The following is an 18,963-nucleotide window of genomic DNA, read 5'->3' as shown; positions in this document are numbered from 1 at the left end:
GTAATGCCAGAATTACATCCTAGATAGCTCAGAGCATGGTCACCAATAAACTGACGTTTGCAGTCTTTGCATTGGTAGTTTTGTTTCCCATCTACTTTGATGCCATTTTTCTTTATACTGTCACTGAAGCAGGTTGGACATTTGATTCCTAGAGTTATTTGCATTTCTCTATTTTATCAAAATTCAACCTGCTTTTTTTTAGCATACTTTTTGATACACCACCGTATTTCTAAAATGAGCAGACCGGACTCTATCTGTAACATGACCTAAAGCAGCGGCGATTATAAAAAACTCTATCACTAAACCGTTCATATAAATGCATAGCCGCCAAATAACTGAAACCAAATAGGGTTTATCGTCCTTTATATCCCAAGTTATTCAAGGCTAACTTGAATTAGCCATCAGACATTGATTTGTAAATGTTTTTATTACTAGGAAACAAATATTCACTGCCACTACCTGATAGCTCCTTTAATTCACTTAATAGTTGTTTTACATGTGTAGATAAAGGAACCACATGTACTACATTTGTCCAAATATCATTTTCAAAATCAAACTGAACCCATTTTGCAGTTCTTAAATCTATTGGTCTTGGAAAGAGATGAATAAATAATTCCAAAGCAATAGCAGCTGATTGCTGTGAATAGTCTCTTATACAGGCAATCAGATCAGGTAAGTCATGAATATTAATATGTTTCAGTCTGTTGGAGGGCTTCTTGATTTCAAATGAAATGTATAAATGTAATTTATAAATAATTCTTAAATTTGTTTAAAATTAACATAATACACGTTATACGCATTTTAAATGTAACTCCAAAATAGAAATGTCCGGTTTCTCCAAAGTAAAAATGTCCGCTTTTAGAATATGCACTTTTGCAATTTCCTTAGCGGACGGTTTGATATGTTGGTATCTATGTCGGATAAAGAACTTAAACGATTGTCGGTCTTGCAGGAAATCTGCGATCAACGCATAACTCAATCCCAGGCTGCTCAGCTACTTCATATTTCAGAACGTCAGATCAGACGCTTACTGCAGAAATACAAAGCCCAAGGTCCAGCTGCATTAGCCCATGCCGGTCGTGGCCAAATCAGCAATTCTAAACTTCCTGAAGAACTCAGACTCAAGTGCCTCAATATTGTTTCTGACCAACTCCATGGTTTCGGACCCACTTTAGCGCATGAAAAGCTCACCACCGTACATGGATTCGATCTTTCAGTAGAAACCCTGCGTTCCTGGATGATTGCAGCTGACTTATGGATGCCTCGATCTAAGCGCTTGAAACGCCCGTATCAGCCTCGTTACAACCGGGACTGTTATGGTGAACTGATCCAAATTGATGGCTCACACCATGACTGGTTTGAAGGACGCGCTGCTAAATGCTGTCTGCTGGTGTTTATCGATGATGCTACAGGAAAATTGCAGCATTTACGCTTCTGTGAGTCAGAATCAACCTTTGACTATATGATTTCAACACGCTTATATGTCGAACAGCACGGTAAGCCTTTAGCGTTTTACAGCGACAAACATTCAGTCTTTAGAGTGAATCAAAGCAGCAAGAAAGACACCAAGATTACCCAGTTTGGACGTGTACTCAGCACCCTGAATATCGATATCATCTTCGCTAATTCACCGCAGGCCAAAGGCCGTGTGGAACGGGCCAACAGAACCCTTCAAGACCGTCTGATCAAGGAGATGCGCCTGAAAGGCATCTGTTCGATTGAGCAAGCTAATGTCTGGCTACCCTGCTTCATTGAGCAGTTCAATCAGAAGTTCGCCAAGATGGCTTTTAATCCTAAGAATCTACATCGGCCTATCACTGAAACAGCCGAAGAGTTAGATGATATTTTTACTTGGCGTGAACCCCGCAGAGTCACGAATAGCCTGACGATTACTTATGATAAATGCGTATATCTCCTGGAAAACACCGAAGAAAATCAAAGGTTGATCGGTAAGTATCTTGAGTTCCTGGAATACCCGGATGGTACTGTAGCCATCATGCATAATAGCCGAAAGATCAATTACAGCCTCTTCGATAAATTAAGTCAGCTGAATCAGCGAGAGATTGTTGAGAATAAACGGTTGGGTGCTGTTCTGAATCATATCCAACAACAGCATGAAGAACTGAAACAGCAAAACAAACGCAATCGTTCTCAAAAGATGCCAAGCAGACGTGCACAGAAAACAGCAATTCAACAGCGAAATCTAAATCCTGTGCTTGACTTGGAAATGTCCATATAGGACATTTCTATTTGGTTATTAGGTAGGACATTTCTACTTTGGAATAACATTAAAAATGGAGCATAAGGCTCCATTTTTATTGAATTTTTTAATTTTTATACCTGCTAAATTTACTCAGTATCAGTATATGAAACAACCAAATCAATAAGTTCTTCGGATGGTGTACTGCAAAATTCACGGATTCGTTCAGCAACAGTACTAGCATGGGTATATTCTTCATCAGCATAGTTGTTGTAATCAAAAAGAACCTCAGCCATACCAATTGGAAGATTTAACCCTGCTTGTAAGGCATCATAAGAATCGATATCTGAGTTACCATCCCATTTCACAATAGCCATAGTGTATGGCGTACTTAATGGGCTATTAAGATGCTCTTTTGTGATGTCTAAAGTATCCATATAGAATCCAGCATCTTTCCACTTTGGCAAAGTCACTGCCCATCCAATAGCACAAGCAACTGTCTTACAGTCAGTGAGTAATTGTTCATCACTCACGAAGCCAACAGAGTTCTTAGATGGTCTTCTCCAAGTACGAATATCAAATCTATTAGGATCCAAATTCTCCAAGAAATCAGCTAACTCTAAAAGTAGATCTGTACGCATAGTTTATTACCTTTAATTGTTTTCAATGAGGTTGTTCGCATGTCTTCTTTTTACTTCATTGATGATTTCTTCAGGAAACAGCTCTGCTTTCTTTAAATGAGTTATCAGATTTATTGTAATTGCTAAATTCAGGGGAATAATGCCAGTACTTTTATAATTAGTAATGGAATTTGGATTCATGCCAAGTAACGTTGCAAGATCTTTAATTGATAAGCCCATTTCTAGCAATGTAATTTGAAGCTCTGTGTAAGTCATACAGTTACTCCTACCCTTGTCATTAGCAATATAGCACACAAATAGTGTGTTTATACATTATTTATGTGCTTATTTTCCTGATTATATATTTGCTCATTGACTTGTTTAGCACTAAAAAACTCAAACCACTCTTTTGAAATAATTGAGATAATAGGTCTGTTTCCAAAAACTGGTATTAAATGCTTGTTAATAGCTTGTTTACTTTAGCATACGTAGATGGCTGCTATAGATCTTTCTTTTTCGCTAAATACTTATCTATTAGCTGGCTAAACATTACTGGTGAAGCACTATCTTTCTGAGTAGTCTGAAAGCTTTGGGTGTGATTTACTGTTTTATTCATAATTAGAATCTCTGAAATTCTAATAACAAGGTAAATAGGTTCAATTTACTTTCTATGAATGATCCATTTACTAACATATAAAGTATTGAATTGGATTCAAATTACCAAAAAAAAGCTTTTTTAGAAATTTGTTCCGTATAAAACTCAAAAAAATGCCATCTAAATGATGGCATTTTCTTAAATTATTTATTTTAAAAGAGATTTTATATAGTCACTCCACCATTGCATAAGTTCATAGCGCTCTTCCAGATGAGCCCCTTTATCGTATGCACCCTTCACACCACCTTTCAAATGAGATAAAGCCGACTCTATCACTTGAGATTTATCGCTAAAATGTTTATTTAGATTAGTGGATGCTATATGTCTAAATCCATGTGGATTTTGCCGTCCTTTATAACCTAACCTATTTAAAGCTACATTAAATGTCAGATTCGAGATTGGCTTATTAATATTATCCCGACTCGGAAATAAGTAGTCACTTTCAGTAGAGATCTCCTTTAACTCCTTCAAAAGTTCAATAACTTGCTTTGAAAGCGGAATACCGTGCTCAATATTTCTTTTCATTATACTAGCAGGTCGTATCCATACTGCTTCATCAAAATTGAATTGTTCCCAACGAGCATTCCTCAACTCTCCAGGTCTGGGAAACATATGAATCAAAAGCTCCAGCCCTATTGCGATCGGGCGAGAAGAATAGGTTCTAATTAACGACACCATTTCCGGCAACTCATAAATTTGAACATGTTTCATACTCTTTGAAGCAAGTTTATCTATATGTTCTCCTATCCCCTCTAATGGATTATATAAAATATCTTTCTTAAATTTTGCTAGCTTATAAGCACCTGAACAATACGAAATTAATTTTTCAACTCGATTAAAAATATGTTCATTTAATTGCTTTTGAGTAAAAAAATTAAACCATTCTTTGGAAGTAATTGTGTTGTATGGACGATGACCGAAAACTGGGATAATGTGTTTTTCGATTGACTGTCTTTCTTTTTTATAAGTCTCCGGTTTCCATTTCAGTTTTTTCCTTTCTAACCATTCATAGATAAGATGTGAAAATAGAGCCTGCTCCTCCTCTACTTTAATTTGATTAAGCTCGGCCTGTGTTTTTACTTCAATATCTCCATTTGACATTCCTTCAGCTTTTTCACGAGCTTGTAAATATCCAATTTTCGGATAGCTACCTAAGCCAACCCATGCCCACTTGCCTTTCGCATTCTTATAACGATACTGCCAAGACTTTTTCCCATTCGGCTGAACACGACAATATAAACCTGCTATCTCTGTAGGCTCCCTGTATTCTTTATCGCGTGGTTTTAAATTTTTGAAACGGTCTTCTGGACTTTTTTTGCGCCGTACTTTTTGCTGACCTTTTTCTTCAGAAAAGGTATCTAGAGCATCTTTGACTTTTTGCATAACTGCAGGTTTAACCTCAATTTTTCGACTGTGTATCCCTGAGTTATAATTTGAAAACTGGATACAAACAAGGATACACAGAGCGCGTTCCCATATGAAGTTATATGAAGTTAAACAAAGCAATAAAAAACCCTTAACTCTTTTAGAATTAAGGGTTTAGATCTTATATAAAGCTATATAAATATAAAATATGGTGGGCCCAGACAGACTTGAACTGTCGACCAACGGATTATGAGTCCGCTGCTCTAACCAACTGAGCTATAGGCCCTATATAGACTGAATTTGTTATATTTCAACTAGTTCAGGCGCATTGAATACTAGCCAAGATTAGATCAAAAAACAAGTACTTTTCTTGCTGCTTGCACACTTAGCCAGCAACCATTTTTTCTCTTTAATAACTGTTCTGTTTAGGATTTAAGACTTCAGTCTAATTTGAGCTAGCAAAAGCCTCATATGACATCTATATTTTCTATCTAAAATAAAGAGAGTTACACTAATTATTCGAATATCAAATCAATAAATTGATCGCTTTTACGTCTCAATACAACCATAATCAATAAAAATACCAACTATTATGTATAGAAATATAATCACAGAAGATATTCTTTAAAAATTTATAAAGACTAAAATTCCGATTCCAATTTCTCGTCTTTACGCAAATCCATATAGATTTCGATTAAAGACCATACAATAACCAGTGCTAACAGAAGCATTGAGAACATGAAAGCTGTAATATACGTCATAGGTTTCAATCTCAGAGAGAAAATGACCAGAAAATAGAAAAGACACAATTTCTTCTTTTCTTCGATAAAAGTCTAATAACTAAAATTTGTGCTGGATAGTCATTTTTTCATCATTTTAAGACTTATTTTATATAAGATGATATATACCAAGGATTATTGGGTATTTATTTATATCTTTCAGGTCTTAAAAAATTATTTAATGTACTTTTTTGCTCTTAGATTTTTCATATTATTAATGAATTTTAATTAATGCCTATTGACTGTGAATAAGAACAGGAAGAAATTATGCAGTTCATACCGTTAGCTCTTATTTCTTTCTATTTATGCTAAACAAATTTATTGGCGAATCTGCATTTAAACTTGCCGGTTGGCAATATCATGTCGAACCCGATGTACTCGAAGATAAACAGGTCATTGTCGGATTTGAACATACATCCATGATGGATGCAGTTCTATCTTTGGCACTCTTTAAGATGTATGACATCAAAATTCATACCCTGATCAAGAAAGAACTATTCAAAGGCCCAATGAAACCAATTCTGGAAGCCATGGGTGGTATCGCGGTCGACCGTAAGGCGAATAAGGATATTGTTAGCATAATGGTTGAACATTTTCAGAATAATGAAAAATTCAATCTGGTGATCGCACCTGAAGCCACCCGTGCTAAAAATGGTGAAGCGCGTAAACCGATCCGTACCGGTTTCTGGCATATTGCCAAAGCTGCCAATGTGCCAATTGTGCTTATGTATGCCAATTCCAAAACCAAGCAAGGCGGGATTTTTGGCAAAATTTATCCTACTGATCTTGCACATGATCTGGCTTTAATCAAGCAGCTCTATAAAGAAAATGTTGGTCTGGATATTATTATTCCGGAATAAATATTCCATAAAAGGGCGTGAGAATAATGTTTCTCCCGCCCTTTCTTATTTAGGTATTTTCTCAGCAAACATTTTTTTAAGTTTTTATTTACATTTATTGCTTTGCCTTTCTATTTTATTGCTTATTTTTTTGGCATTATCATTAAATCTCAAATCCAGACTCTTTTTTCAAAAAAAGAGCTTATGGTAGAATCGGCGCAATTCGATAGGCATACAGCCAATCTACAAGGAGCATATTTCGCATGGCGGGTCATTCCAAGTGGGCCAATATTAAGCATCGTAAAGCAAAACAAGATGCCAGTCGTGGTAAGTTGTTTACCAAATACATTCGTGAATTAACAACTGCTGCCAAACTCGGTGGCGCTGATGCGGGTAGTAATCCTCGTCTACGTGCTGTTGTAGAAAAAGCATTATCTGTAAACATGACACGTGATGTGATCAATCGCGCGATTCAGCGTGGTGCCGGTGGTGAAGATAACGACGATCTGAAAGAAGTAACCTATGAAGGTTATGGCGTAGGCGGCGTTGCGGTTATTGTTGAAACCATGACAGATAACCTGAACCGTACGGTTCCTGATGTACGTCACTGCTTCACTAAAACTGATGGTAACCTCGGTACCAACGGTTCAGTATCCTTCCTGTTCACTAAACGTGGCGAGATTACTTTTGAAGATGTGTCTTTAGAAGACCAAATCATGGAAGTGGCGCTTGAAGCGGGTGCTGAAGACATCGAAGTGGATGAAGATGAAATTCTGGTCATCACTACGCCAGAAAGCTTCGGTACAGTACAAGATGCTTTAGCTGCTGCAGGTTTAAAGTCTGATAATGCTGAAGTGGTGATGAGCCCGTCTACAAAAGCTGAAATCACAGATATCGACCAAGCGAAAAAAATCATGAAAATGATTGATATGCTTGAAGACCTAGACGATGTTCAAAACGTTTATACCAACGTTGAATTCTCTGATGAAGTTTTAGCGCAACTCGATGCCTAATCTTCTATGAGATCAAAACGCACCTTTGGGTGCGTTTTTTATATGCGTTAAAAAATGCCTGGTCTTTTAAACCTTATTTAAAAGACCACTACAGTTAAAGACATTATATTCCTTAATCACGAAGCTGGAATGTAACGCTACGACATGCTCGATCTTGCCGATTCGGCTTAATAGAATCTGACTATAATTTTCCATATCACGTGCCACAACTTCGACAATAAAATCCGCAGACTGTCCTGTCACCAGGAAAGCGTTAATGACTTCCGGAATATTTTCTAATTCTTCTAAAAATTTGGCAAAAGTATCGCTATCATGCTTGCTTAAGGAAACCTGCAACAGCACATGCAGGCTAAAACCCAATTTTTGATAATTAATCTCGCGCTTCAAGCCACTGATAATATTATGATCGATTAAATGCTTGATCCTGCGATGTACTGAACTCACAGATAAATTTACTCTCTCAGAAAGTTCATTCAGATTGACATCTTCATGGGTCAAAATTTCAAGAATGTGCTTATCAAAACGATCTAATTCCATCTCTAATCTCTTGCCATTTTATTTAAATACATCATCATTTAACTCTTAGTATTGTGATTTTTTTCGTAAATTACCAGTTATTTGAAAAAAAATGCCAGACATATCTTAATAGCCAGTTTTAAGCCATGTTTATAGTCATTCGTCGTATAAAAAAAATTTTCGATAAACGTCCCTTTTAAATAAATCATTCTTATTTATCACTAAACTATTTATGAATAAAAACCATTACCCTGATAATCCTATTTTCAAAGCATGATTAATCCAACTTAGATTTACACTTGTATAGAAATTGAATAAGAATTGAGCGGTTTATCTAAAACACACAACAAACATAACAAGATAAAAATTCGCAAGGAACGGTTATGGCTTTTAGTATTCTTAGTTCAATTAAAACTAAACTCAGTCCAGTGCTCACGACAGATACACAAAATACGAGTTTACTTGGCGGTTTATTGGGTGGCAGTCTTACTGGCATTATTAGTTCTATTACAGGTTCTACCCCCTCAACGCCCTCCCTGGATTCTCTCTTAAACAGCCTGCTTTCTGGCAAAAGTTTAACTTCCAGTTCCCTCACTGACTTAATTAGCCAATTTACAGGCACAAATGCTTCTAAACTTGATATCAATAGTTTAATTAGCCAGTTAACGAAAGCCAATGGTGGCAGTTTTGACATAGGTTCAATCAGCAATCTGCTTGGCAGTTTAATGGGTGGTAATACATCAACCTTGGATTTAAATGCAGTTATCAAATTGGTCAGCGGATTGATGGGTGGCAGTACTGGTAATCTAGATCTTAGTAAAATTGCTGAACTGGCTGGCAACCTGCTGCAAGGTGGCGACCTTGATCTTACCCAAATCACTCAACTGCTGAGTGGCCTGATCGGTAGCTCTGGCGGACTAGGTAGTGTGGATATCGGAGTAATTTCAGGCTTGGTTGGTAATCTGATCCAAGGCGGTGACATTGATATCGCACAAATCGCTCAACTAGTCGGTGGCTTAATTGGCGGTACTGGTGGTCTGGGTGATGTTGATATCGGAGCGATTGCAGGTCTAGTTGGCGGCTTGATTCAAGGTGGCGATATTGATATCGCACAAATTACTGAACTGCTTGGCGGCTTAATCGGTGGCTCTAGGGGACTTAATGGTATTGATATAGGTTCAATCGCTGGCCTAGTTAGCAATCTTATTGGTGGTAATGGCGATATTGATATCGCACAAATTACTGAACTGCTTGGCGGCTTAATCGGTGGCTCTAGTGGACTTAATGGTATTGATATTGGTGCAATTACTGGCCTAGTCGGTGGCTTGATTCAAGGTAGCAATATTGATATCGCACAAATTGCTGAACTGGTTAGTGGTTTAATTGGTGGTTCTGGCGGACTTGGCGATGTTGATATTGGTAAAATTGCCAACCTAGTCGTTGGTCTTATCAGTGGCAATACCGCTAGTGATCTCGACATCGGTGCAATTGTTGACCTAGTCAGCGGATTGATCGGTGGCTCAACAGGTAGTTTAGATACCAGTTCAGTCAATCTGTTAGCCAGTAACCTAATGAGCAATGCAAGCAGTGACCTTGATATCGGTGCTATTACCAATTTGCTCAGTGGTCTAATCAGCAATTCAGGCAATATCGATACGGGCACCATTGCGCAAACTGTAACGCAAAGCCTGATGCCACTGCTTGCATCGATTGATACAGGTAATTCATCCATTGATATGAATCAACTTACCCAAGTTTTACCAACAGTGGTTGGTAGTGTGACTACATTGGTATCTGCAATCAGTTCTGCAGGTTCAGGTAATGTGCCAGATACCATCGCGGATGTACTAAAAGGCATCAGTCCACTGTTGAATCTATTAGCGAATAGTGACGTTCTTGGCGCTGATCAGGCAGAAATCGTGAATACGCTTTACGATGTCCTGAATGGCGTACAAGTGGTGCTGGATTTTGTGAATAACCCATCACTGCTCACCTTATCCAGCGACCTCAACAATGTGATTACCGCACTAAAACCTGTGCTTGCGCTGATTGATAGCGAAGGTCAATTCTCGGATCTTCTGGATGGTGTTCAATTTCCTGAAATTGGCGACCTGCTCGGGTCACTCGGTTCTGGCGTGCCAAGCTTAGACGGTTTAGGTTTGGATGCATTCACCGATAGTCTTGGCAATTTAGTCGGTAACAACTCATCCCTACAACTGCCTGATCTTAGCGAATTGATTTCCGGCATTAGTAATATTGATACAGCTACGAATATCAGTATTACTGAAATCATCCCAACCATTAAAGAAACCATTACCAATATCTCAAGTGGTAGTTCCCTGCCGAAGTTTGACTTTAGCTCACTGCTCAGTGGCTTCAGTAAACCAAGTGAGATTGATCAAACCAGCCCTTGGGGTTAATTCTAATCTCATAAAAAAATGCGCTTTATGCGCGTTTTTTTACTTTTAAAATTTTATACACCACGCCAATCAACACGGGCATTGCGTTCACTGTGGTAGATATTCTTGATGTATTGCCCCAATGGCAATTCAGCTAGATAGCTTTGATATTCACGGTATTCATCCGACATTGATTCAAAGCTTTCTCGCTCCCACGGCGTTCCAGGAATCGCCAGTAAAGGTGCCAAAATAGAACAAACCGCAATATCGGCAAGAGAGAAACGTGAACCGACCAGATAAGCTCCTTCTTTTTCCGTACGGATCTGGTTAAGCTGCTCAGCCGAATCCTTGATAAATTGTTTGGACTGTTCCAGTGTTTCTTCAGTCAAGGCATAACCCTTGGTCAAAATGGTTTTTAGCAATGGCTTGGAGAATTTTTCAAACTGGCGCAGATAGCCTTTTTCTCCAATCAGAATATCCATCGATTCATGGTCATGCGATAAAGCCTGAGCCAGCATCCAGCGACGCACATGGCGGCCTAATTCCTGGGTGATTTCATCAATATCTAGTGCCTGCTGACGCAAGCTTGCTTCTGCAGGTAGCAGACGGTGTTCAGGATATTGCTCATCCAGATATAGAGCGATTTTGGTCGAGTCCGCAATCCACTGTTCCCGATCACGCAGAATCGGTAGACGGTTTTGTCCAGTTTTCAGGCGGGCAAAGGCACGATGGGCACCCGGCATCAGATTTTGCGCAACATATTCCAGCTCTTTGTAATCCAGCATCCAGCGTGCCTTTTCACAAAAATGAGAAAGTGGAAACTGGTATAAGATGCGCATAAATTCTCCATGCTTGTTTTTAGGTTAGATCGCATTAAAACCATCTAATTTAGTCGGATACTTTAGTCACCCCAGACTGGAAATACAATGAACTTTTTATTCAAAATAAAGATGTTGCTTATTCAACACGGCGATGAGTATTTTTATACATTTTTTTGTCTTGATTATCTATAAAGCAGATATGCACTGCTTTAAAAACATCTATTAAAATTAAGAAATTATTCAAAATCTATTTAATTTTAATCAGTTACTATATTCCAAATTTATAAGAATCTAGCAGTTTTTATCTTAAAGAGCTTTTTTTATAAGCTTTGCAAAAGCAATTGCTTAATTACATAAAGCTTTCGCTGTAACGTTTTGGCATCGATTTAGGATGTCATTATGTCTCGTTTAACTTCTGAAAAAGTTCATATCATCGAAAATGATCTCGACGCGATTAATGCTGCTTATCAGGTTGCAGACTTTGCCCTGGAAGGCCGTAATCAGCGTGATCAGCAACGTCTATTACCTTTTGCTGAGATTGACCTGTTCAGCCAGAAAGGCCTGGGCGGCATGCGTATTCCGAAACAGTACGGCGGTGCATTTGTTGCCAATAAAACCCTGGCTCATGTATTCCGGATTATTAATAAGGCTGACTCAAGTGTCGGGCAAATTCCGCAGAACCAGATCGCATTACTCAACATGATCGAGATCATGGGCACAGAAGAACAAAAACAGTTTATTTATAACGAAATTCTAAAAGGTAAGCGTCTGGCGAATGGCGGTCCAGAGCGCAATACCAAAGATACCAAGACGCTTGCCACCACTTTAACATTTGAAAATGGCCGCTATTTTGTGGATGGCGAGAAATTCTATTCAACTGGTAGTAGCTTCGCGCACTGGTTAGCGATTAAAGCGATTCATCCAGAAGGCCATGTAGTACTAACCATTGTCGACCGCAATGCTGAAGGTGTGGAAGTGATCGACAATTGGAATGGCTTTGGTCAACGCACGACTTCGAGTGGTACCGTCAAACTTCAGCATGTCGAAGTTGATCCGCTATTGATTTTTGATGAGCGTCTGTTAGGAAATCAACCAAGCTACCGCGGTGCCTATTCCCAATTGATGCAGGTCGCGATTGATGTCGGCATTGCCGAAGCTGCTTTTGCCGATACGCTGACTGCCGTACAAAAAGCACGTCCAATTGTCGATGCTCAAGTCGAAAAAGCCAGCTTAGAACATTATACCCTGCAGGAAGTTGGCAAATCTTCTGTGCTGCTCGATGCCGCGATTTTACTGCTGGATGAAGCCGCTGAATATCTGGATGAACTGGATCAGCTGGAATCTGTGACTGATGAGCAGGCAGCCAAAGCCTCAATTCTAGTGGTTGAAGCCAAGGTCTATGCCAACGATGCTGCGCTACATATCTCGGAAAAATTACTGGAATTGGGTGGAAGTCGCTCCAGCCTCAGTCAGCACAATCTGGATCAGCATTGGCGTAATGCCCGTGTGCATACCTTGCATGACCCGATCCGCTGGAAGCTGCATGCACTTGGGGATTATTACCTAAATCATAAACTCCCTGCCCGCCACGCCTGGATTTAAGGATATTTGCCATGACTTCATTTCAAAACATTAGTCCATTGCAGTCAGAACAGCTGGCACATGCGCACATCATCAAATCTGATGAAGAAGCACTAGAAATTGCCCATAATCTGGCAGAGCAGTTCAAGATTAATTCAGTACAACGTGATGCTGAACGTATTCTGCCTTTCGAAGAAATCGAGGCTTATAGCCAGTCCGGACTTTGGGCGATTACTGTACCTAAAGAATATGGTGGTGCAGAAGTATCTAGCTATACGGTGGCACAAGTGATTGCCCTGATGAGCGGTGTGGATGGATCAATCGGTCAGATTCCGCAAAACCATTTCTATGGTCTGGAAATCCTGCGCAATAACGGCACGGAGGAACAAAAACAGAAACTCTATGCCGAAGTCTTAAAAGGTGCTCGTTTTGGTAATGCCCTAGCTGAATTCAAGACCAAGACTGCTGCACAGCGCCAAACTGCGATTCGCAAAACCGAGCAAGGTTATGTCATTAACGGCGAAAAATTCTATTGCACCGGCAGCCTGTTTGCGCACCGCATTCCGACACTGGTCGTGCATGAAAGCGAACAGCAATTCTTGGCCTTTGTCTCACGTGACAGTGAAGGTCTGACCCTGATTGATGACTGGAGCGGTTTTGGCCAGCGTACCACTGGCAGCGGCACGGTGAAATTCGACAACGTGCAGGTGCTTGAGGAAGATGTGGTACGTTTTGATACGGCCTATTCCCGCCCAACCATTTCCGGTCCTTTCGCACAATTGCTACATGCCTCCATTGAAACCGGCATTGCCCGTGCTGCATTTGAGGAAACCTTGGACCGTGTACGTCAGGCGCGTCCGTGGATTGATTCTGGTGTGGACAAGGCCACCGATGATCCGCTGACCAAACTTGAACTGGGCCGTGTGGTAGCTGATGTGCGTGCTTCTGAAGTGTTACTCAAACAGGCCGCACGTTCTGTTGATGCCGCCAAGGTTGCTCCGACTGAGGTCAGTGTTGCCAAAGCCTCTCTAGATGTAGCCAAAGTGCGTGCACACAGTTCTGAAACCGCATTAAAAGCATCATCGAAGCTGATTGAACTGGCTGGCAGTCGTGGTAGCCAGCGCGAAGATGGCTTAGACCGCTTCTGGCGTAATGCCCGCGTGCATACCCTGCATGATGCTTCACGATGGAAATACTATTTTATCGCCAATTATTTGCTGAATGGTGTTCTGCCTCCACGCCGGGGGACATTGTAATGACAAAGACTACAACAAACTCGAAAACTAAAAAAATCCTGCTGAACGCTTTTGATATGAACTGCGTGGGTCATATCAATCATGGCTTATGGACTCATCCTCGAGATGAATCCCATCGTTTTAATGAACTGAGCTACTGGACTGATCTGGCAAAAACTCTGGAAAAAGGCCTGTTTGATGGCCTGTTCATTGCCGACATTACCGGAGTCTATGATGTCTATCAAAATGGCATTGATCTGACTCTAAGGGAATCAATTCAGTTGCCAAGCCAAGACCCCAGTACCTTGGTATCTGCTATGGCGGCTGTCACTAAAAATCTCGGTTTTGGCGTCACAGTGAATCTCAGCTATGAATCGCCATATCAGTTCGCCCGCCGCTTTGCCAGTCTGGATCACCTGACCCATGGCCGTATCGGCTGGAATATTGTCACGGGTTATCTAGACAGTGCGCAGCGCCTGATTGGTGAAAATGGTTTGAAAGATCATGACCTGCGTTATGAACAGGCTGAGGAATTTTTACAACTGTGTTACAAGTTCTGGGAAGGTTCCTGGGAAGATAATGCGGTTTTAAAAGATAAGCAAAATCGAATTTTTACTGATCCAACCAAGGTTCATCAGATCAATCATCAGGGCCAATTCTATCGTAGTCAGGGCGTATTCCAGGTTTCCCCTTCTGTTCAGCGTACACCTGTATTGTTCCAAGCCGGTGCTTCCCCGCGTGGCATGGCTTTTGCCACTCAGCATGCAGAAGGCATGTTTATTGGTGGTGATCATCCGGACAAGATCAAGAAACAGGTCGATCAAATTCGTCATCAAGCGGTTGAACAAGGTCGTGATCCTGAAACGATTAAGATTTTTGTCGGCATTACCGTCGTGACTGCAGAAACAGATGAAGTTGCGCAGCAAAAGCTGGATGACTATCGTGCTTATGCCAGCCCTGAAGCAGGTCTTGCACATTATTCCAGCTCAGTTGGCATTGACCTGTCCAAATTTGCTGATGATGAACCGATCCCGTACAAGAAAACCAATAGTATCGCAACGGTCAATCAAAAATTTAAAGAGCAGCAGATCACGCCAAATGACCTAAAAGCTCAGCATGTGTTAGGTGGGCGTTATCCACTAATTGTTGGCAGCGGTGCCACGATAGCAGAAAAACTGATTCAGCTGATTGATGAAACCGGTATTGATGGCTTCAACCTGACTCGCACGGTTGCACCTGAATCGCATCAGGATTTTATCCAATTAGTGATTCCTGAATTACAGCAGCGCGGACGCTATAAAACTGAATATGAACAAGGCAGTTTCAGACACAAGCTGTTTCAGCAAGGAGACCGCTTACCTAGTGCGCATCCAGTGCAGCAATTCCGATGTCAAAGCTCCGCCTCAACAGCGAACACGAACCTAAAGCAAAAACAATCAGCATAAATTTATTTTGAGGTGCAACATGGCACAAACCGTTAAAACAAAATTCACCGTTATTGGGGTGATTATTGCCGCCGTCATTATCGGACTAGTGGTGTGGAACCAGCAAAAGAAATCTGGTTCGGATGAACTGGTGATTGGGATCAGCCCATCTTTTGCTAAACCTTTACAGGTGGCAGCAATTGAGGCCAAACAACAAGGTGTAAATGTCAAACTGGTCGAGTTCTCGGACTGGAATACTCCAAACATTACCCTGAATCATGGCGATATTGATGCCAACTTCTTCCAGCATCAGCCATTTTTGGATAATGCCAAGAAAGAAACTGATTTTAAAATCAAGGCATTTGCCAAAGGCGCAGCCACACATGTGGGCCTGTATTCCAAGAAAATTAACAGTCTGGATAAGCTAAAAGACGGCGCGAAAGTTGTGGTGCCAAACGATCCAGTCAACCAAGGCCGTGCTCTATTGTTATTACAACAGGCTAAACTGGTGACTTTAAAAGATCCGAATAACCATCTTTCCAGCCTGAAAGATATTGCAGTGAATCCGAAAAATCTGCAATTCGTTGAGGTTGAAGGTCCGCAAACTGCACGTGCCATTGATGATGTTGATCTGGCTTTCGGTTACCCGCACTATCTACGTCTGGCTAAAACAGCTGATCCAGAACAGGCATTGCTATTTGACTCTAACAAGGACAACCGTTACGCGATCCTGTTTGCCGTACATGAAGACTATCAGGACAAAAATGACAAGCTGAAAAAATTTGTTGAAATCTATCAGAACTCACCTCGCGTGAAGGAAGCACTAGATGCTGACTTTGGTGCGAAACTCTGGTTCCCGGGCTGGAAATAAGGTGTAGTTATGACACAAGTAAATTCGTCAAATTCGAATGCAAAGAAGTGGATCATTGGCGGCGTCATCCTCGCACTTATTCTTGGTCTGGCGGCTTACCGTTGTACCAAGGGTCAGCAGCAGGAAGATGTACTGACCATTGGCATTAGCCCACCTTATGCAGACTTATTGCAAAGTGTGGCTGATGAACTGAAACCGCAAGGTATTAATGTGAAACTGGTTGAATTTTCCGACTGGCATGCACCCAATGTCGCGGTACAAAACGGTGATATTGATGCCAACTTTTTTCAACAAAGTGTGTACTTAAGAAATGTCATTCGCGAAACCAACTTCGATCTACATAGTTTCGCGCCCGGTACGGGTAGCCATGTCGGTTTATATTCTAAGAAATATAAATCGCTGGATGAGTTACCACAAAATGCCCGTGTGGTCATTCCAAATGATCCGGTGAATCTGGCACGTGCCTTGATCCCTCTTAACCGTACAAAACTGATTGAACTGAAAAATATCAACAATGAATTATCAACCGTTAAGGACATCAAGAATAATCCTAAACAGTTGCAGTTTATTGAAGTTGAAGGCCCACAAACGGCACATGCCTTGAATGAAGCTGATCTGATCTTTGGTTATCCACATTATCTAAAACTTGCTAAAGCAGCAGATCCACATGATGCTCTGTTCCTGGATCCAATCGACAAGAAATACGCCATTCTGTTTGTGACACGCAAAGACTATGAAGATAAAAACCAGAAACTGGCGACTTTCGTAAAAGCTTTCCAGAATTCTGAAAAAGTCAAAGCAATTCTGGACCAGGATTTTGGTACTGGTATGTGGTTTGAAGGCTGGAAATAAGGTGAATACTATGGTGAGTTTTGGTTCTCAGGTGGCGTTTTCCGTCCCACATATCAAAATCCGTAACCTGAATAAATACTATGAGGTACAAGGCAAATCGGTACATGCCTTGAAAAACATCAATCTGGATATTCCTGAAGGCAAGATCTTCGGGATTATCGGGAAAAGTGGTGCGGGGAAATCCTCGCTGCTACGTACCCTAAATGGTCTGGAACAGATCAGCGAAGGTCATATCCATATCCATCAGCAGGATTTGGCTGGCTTAACCCATGCTGAACTGATCCAGCTTCGTCAGCGTATTGGCATGATTTTTCAGCACTTCAACCTGATGTCTGCCAAAACCGTCTGGGAAAATGTAGCTCTGCCTTTAAAAGTTGCAAATTATAAAAAATCAGACATTGATGCGCGTGTAAACGAAGTGCTGCAACTGGTCGGCTTAAGCGATAAGGCTCAGAACTACCCTTCTCAGCTATCCGGTGGCCAAAAACAGCGTGTCGGTATTGCCCGCGCGCTGGTGCATCACCCGGAGATTCTACTCTGTGATGAAGCCACTTCTGCACTGGATCCGGAAAGTACTTCAGTGGTGCTGTCTTTGCTCAAAGAAATTAACCAGAAACTTGGCATCACTATTGTACTGATTACCCATGAAATGAAAGTCATTCGTGAAATTTGCGATCAGGTCGTCGTAATTGAAAAGGGTGAAATTGTTGAATCCGGTGAAGTTTGGTCTGTCTTTTCTAATCCACAGCAACAGATTACCCAGGAACTGCTGAATCTGGAACAGCTGGAACTGCCATTTTCGATCAGTCCTGAAGTGACAACAGATACCACGCATAGCATTATCAAACTGCGCTATGCCTCTAGTGTTCAATATTCCCCAGATTTGAAAGTGATTTTCGAACAGTTCGAGCATCCGGTGCATCTCTATCAAAGTCATATCGACAGTATCCAGAACCATCTGGTCGGCAGCCTCATTGTCGCGGTTGCTGATCTGAATCTGGACACGGACTTACTTCAGCAAAAACTAAAACAACACATTGCACAGATTGAGGCGATTGGCTATGCACGACCAACTCATTGATTTATTACTAACAGGAACCACCGATACCCTCATCATGGTTGGTGTATCCGCAATCGTTGCCTTTCTGATTGGTTTACCGATGGCAGTAGTACTGGTCAGTACATCTGAACACGGGATCTATCCATCCAAACCCATTAATCAGGCTCTGGGCTGGATTGTAAATATTACCCGTTCGGTGCCTTTCCTGATTTTAATGGTCGCTTTAATTCCCCTTACCCGCTGGATTGTAGGCACCAGCTATGGCGTCTGGGCAGCAGTTGTACCTTTAACGTTGGCCGCGACTCCTTTCTTTGCGCGTATTGCTGAAGTGAGTTTACGTGAAGTCGATCAGGGACTGATTGAAGCGGCTCAAGCGATTGGCTGTAACCGTAAGCAAATTATCTGGCATGTGCTATTACCTGAAGCTTTACCAGGGATTGTGGCCGGTTTTACCGTCACTTTGGTGACCATGATTAACTCATCAGCAATTGCCGGTGCTATTGGTGCCGGTGGTCTGGGCGACATTGCCTACCGTTATGGTTATCAGCGTTTTGACATGCAGATCATGCTGGCGGTGATTGTGGTGCTGGTGATTCTGGTCATGCTGGTTCAGGCCACTGGTGACACCCTATCGAATCAGCTCGATAAACGTAAAATTTAAAAACATCTATTTCATAAGTTTTCAACAAAGCACCCAGCCATGACCTGACTTTGTCATGGCTTTCATGTAAAA

17 protein-coding genes, 1 tRNA gene and 1 pseudogene are annotated in these 18,963 nt (G+C 41.1%); 11 read left to right on the top strand and 8 right to left on the bottom strand.

Annotated features, from left to right (window positions below; genetic code table 11):
* Window positions 1-164 (bottom strand): IS1 family transposase (locus ACEWB7_RS10855; RefSeq protein ID WP_411580753.1); only part of this gene is annotated, 164 nt, incomplete at its 3' end.
* 230 nt (window positions 165-394) lie between these two features.
* A complete protein-coding gene (locus ACEWB7_RS10850; protein WP_180012530.1) occupies window positions 395-619 on the bottom strand; it encodes a hypothetical protein in 225 nt (74 codons plus the stop codon).
* A 294-nt stretch (window positions 620-913) separates the two neighbouring features.
* Between ACEWB7_RS10850 and ACEWB7_RS10845 the strand changes: the two genes are divergently transcribed.
* On the top strand, window positions 914-2,239 hold the full coding sequence (locus ACEWB7_RS10845; protein ID WP_109292241.1) for an ISNCY family transposase: 1,326 nt from the start codon (window positions 914-916) through the stop codon (window positions 2,237-2,239).
* A gap of 110 nt (window positions 2,240-2,349) precedes the next feature.
* On the opposite strand, the gene ACEWB7_RS10840 is transcribed toward ACEWB7_RS10845, so the two are convergent.
* The 4 genes from ACEWB7_RS10840 to ACEWB7_RS10825 all read right to left on the bottom strand — a co-directional run bounded on the left by ACEWB7_RS10840 (window position 2,350) and on the right by ACEWB7_RS10825 (window position 5,126).
* Window positions 2,350-2,841 (bottom strand): hypothetical protein, encoded by a 492-nt coding sequence (locus ACEWB7_RS10840; protein WP_180011644.1) that lies wholly within the window; start codon window positions 2,839-2,841, stop codon window positions 2,350-2,352.
* A 12-nt stretch (window positions 2,842-2,853) separates the two neighbouring features.
* Window positions 2,854-3,096, bottom strand: a complete 243-nt coding sequence (locus tag ACEWB7_RS10835; protein ID WP_411580751.1) for a tellurium resistance protein TerC — start codon at window positions 3,094-3,096, stop codon at window positions 2,854-2,856.
* Window positions 3,097-3,622: 526 nt separating this feature from the next.
* Entirely contained in the window at window positions 3,623-4,858 is a 1,236-nt protein-coding gene (locus ACEWB7_RS10830; RefSeq protein WP_411580750.1) for a tyrosine-type recombinase/integrase, read from the bottom strand.
* Between the two features lie 191 nt (window positions 4,859-5,049).
* Window positions 5,050-5,126 (bottom strand) — tRNA-Ile (locus tag ACEWB7_RS10825).
* A 798-nt stretch (window positions 5,127-5,924) separates the two neighbouring features.
* On the opposite strand from ACEWB7_RS10825, the gene ACEWB7_RS10820 reads away from it, so the two are divergent.
* Both ACEWB7_RS10820 and ACEWB7_RS10815 read left to right on the top strand, forming a co-directional pair.
* On the top strand, window positions 5,925-6,479 hold the full coding sequence (locus ACEWB7_RS10820) for a 1-acyl-sn-glycerol-3-phosphate acyltransferase (RefSeq protein WP_180002176.1): 555 nt from the start codon (window positions 5,925-5,927) through the stop codon (window positions 6,477-6,479).
* Between the two features lie 242 nt (window positions 6,480-6,721).
* Complete coding sequence (locus tag ACEWB7_RS10815) at window positions 6,722-7,471, top strand: YebC/PmpR family DNA-binding transcriptional regulator (protein WP_004784089.1); 750 nt, start codon at window positions 6,722-6,724, stop codon at window positions 7,469-7,471.
* A gap of 66 nt (window positions 7,472-7,537) precedes the next feature.
* Here the strand turns inward: ACEWB7_RS10815 and ACEWB7_RS10810 are convergent, their stop codons facing one another.
* Window positions 7,538-8,008 carry an Lrp/AsnC family transcriptional regulator gene (locus ACEWB7_RS10810; protein WP_004784091.1) on the bottom strand — a complete coding sequence of 157 codons (471 nt, stop codon included), beginning with the start codon at window positions 8,006-8,008 and terminating at the stop codon, window positions 7,538-7,540.
* Between the two features lie 362 nt (window positions 8,009-8,370).
* Between ACEWB7_RS10810 and ACEWB7_RS10805 the strand changes: the two are divergent.
* A pseudogene (locus tag ACEWB7_RS10805) lies at window positions 8,371-9,651 on the top strand (hypothetical protein); the annotation flags it as partial.
* An 809-nt stretch (window positions 9,652-10,460) separates the two neighbouring features.
* Here ACEWB7_RS10805 and ACEWB7_RS10800 read toward each other — a convergent pair.
* Window positions 10,461-11,225 (bottom strand): glutathione S-transferase family protein, encoded by a 765-nt coding sequence (locus ACEWB7_RS10800; protein WP_312310048.1) that lies wholly within the window; start codon window positions 11,223-11,225, stop codon window positions 10,461-10,463.
* 381 nt (window positions 11,226-11,606) lie between these two features.
* On the opposite strand from ACEWB7_RS10800, the gene ACEWB7_RS10795 reads away from it, so the two are divergent.
* The 7 genes from ACEWB7_RS10795 to ACEWB7_RS10765 are packed head-to-tail and all read left to right on the top strand — an operon-like array spanning window position 11,607 to window position 18,891.
* On the top strand, window positions 11,607-12,809 hold the full coding sequence (locus ACEWB7_RS10795; RefSeq protein WP_312318619.1) for an SfnB family sulfur acquisition oxidoreductase: 1,203 nt from the start codon (window positions 11,607-11,609) through the stop codon (window positions 12,807-12,809).
* 11 nt (window positions 12,810-12,820) lie between these two features.
* Complete coding sequence (locus tag ACEWB7_RS10790) at window positions 12,821-14,044, top strand: SfnB family sulfur acquisition oxidoreductase (protein WP_312310047.1); 1,224 nt, start codon at window positions 12,821-12,823, stop codon at window positions 14,042-14,044.
* Window positions 14,044-15,468 carry an LLM class flavin-dependent oxidoreductase gene (locus tag ACEWB7_RS10785; protein ID WP_312310046.1) on the top strand — a complete coding sequence of 475 codons (1,425 nt, stop codon included), beginning with the start codon at window positions 14,044-14,046 and terminating at the stop codon, window positions 15,466-15,468. The genes ACEWB7_RS10790 and ACEWB7_RS10785 overlap by 1 nt, the downstream gene beginning before the upstream one ends.
* Window positions 15,469-15,487: 19 nt before the next feature.
* Window positions 15,488-16,318, top strand: coding sequence for a MetQ/NlpA family ABC transporter substrate-binding protein (locus tag ACEWB7_RS10780; protein WP_180138722.1), 831 nt, complete (start codon window positions 15,488-15,490; stop codon window positions 16,316-16,318).
* Window positions 16,319-16,327: 9 nt separating this feature from the next.
* Window positions 16,328-17,170: a MetQ/NlpA family ABC transporter substrate-binding protein gene (locus ACEWB7_RS10775; RefSeq protein WP_312310045.1), complete on the top strand. Its 843-nt coding sequence runs from the start codon at window positions 16,328-16,330 to the stop codon at window positions 17,168-17,170.
* Window positions 17,171-17,180: 10 nt separating this feature from the next.
* Complete coding sequence (locus ACEWB7_RS10770) at window positions 17,181-18,251, top strand: methionine ABC transporter ATP-binding protein (protein ID WP_312318632.1); 1,071 nt, start codon at window positions 17,181-17,183, stop codon at window positions 18,249-18,251.
* A complete protein-coding gene (locus tag ACEWB7_RS10765; RefSeq protein ID WP_159123258.1) occupies window positions 18,232-18,891 on the top strand; it encodes a methionine ABC transporter permease in 660 nt (219 codons plus the stop codon). The genes ACEWB7_RS10770 and ACEWB7_RS10765 overlap by 20 nt, the downstream gene beginning before the upstream one ends.
* Window positions 18,892-18,963: the final 72 nt, after the last annotated feature.

The organism is Acinetobacter sp. NIOH-H-8, from assembly GCF_046635365.1.
Classification (GTDB): domain Bacteria; phylum Pseudomonadota; class Gammaproteobacteria; order Pseudomonadales; family Moraxellaceae; genus Acinetobacter.
The sequence above is the reverse complement of the archived record's forward strand: the minus strand, read 5'-3'. Positions and strand labels throughout refer to the sequence as shown.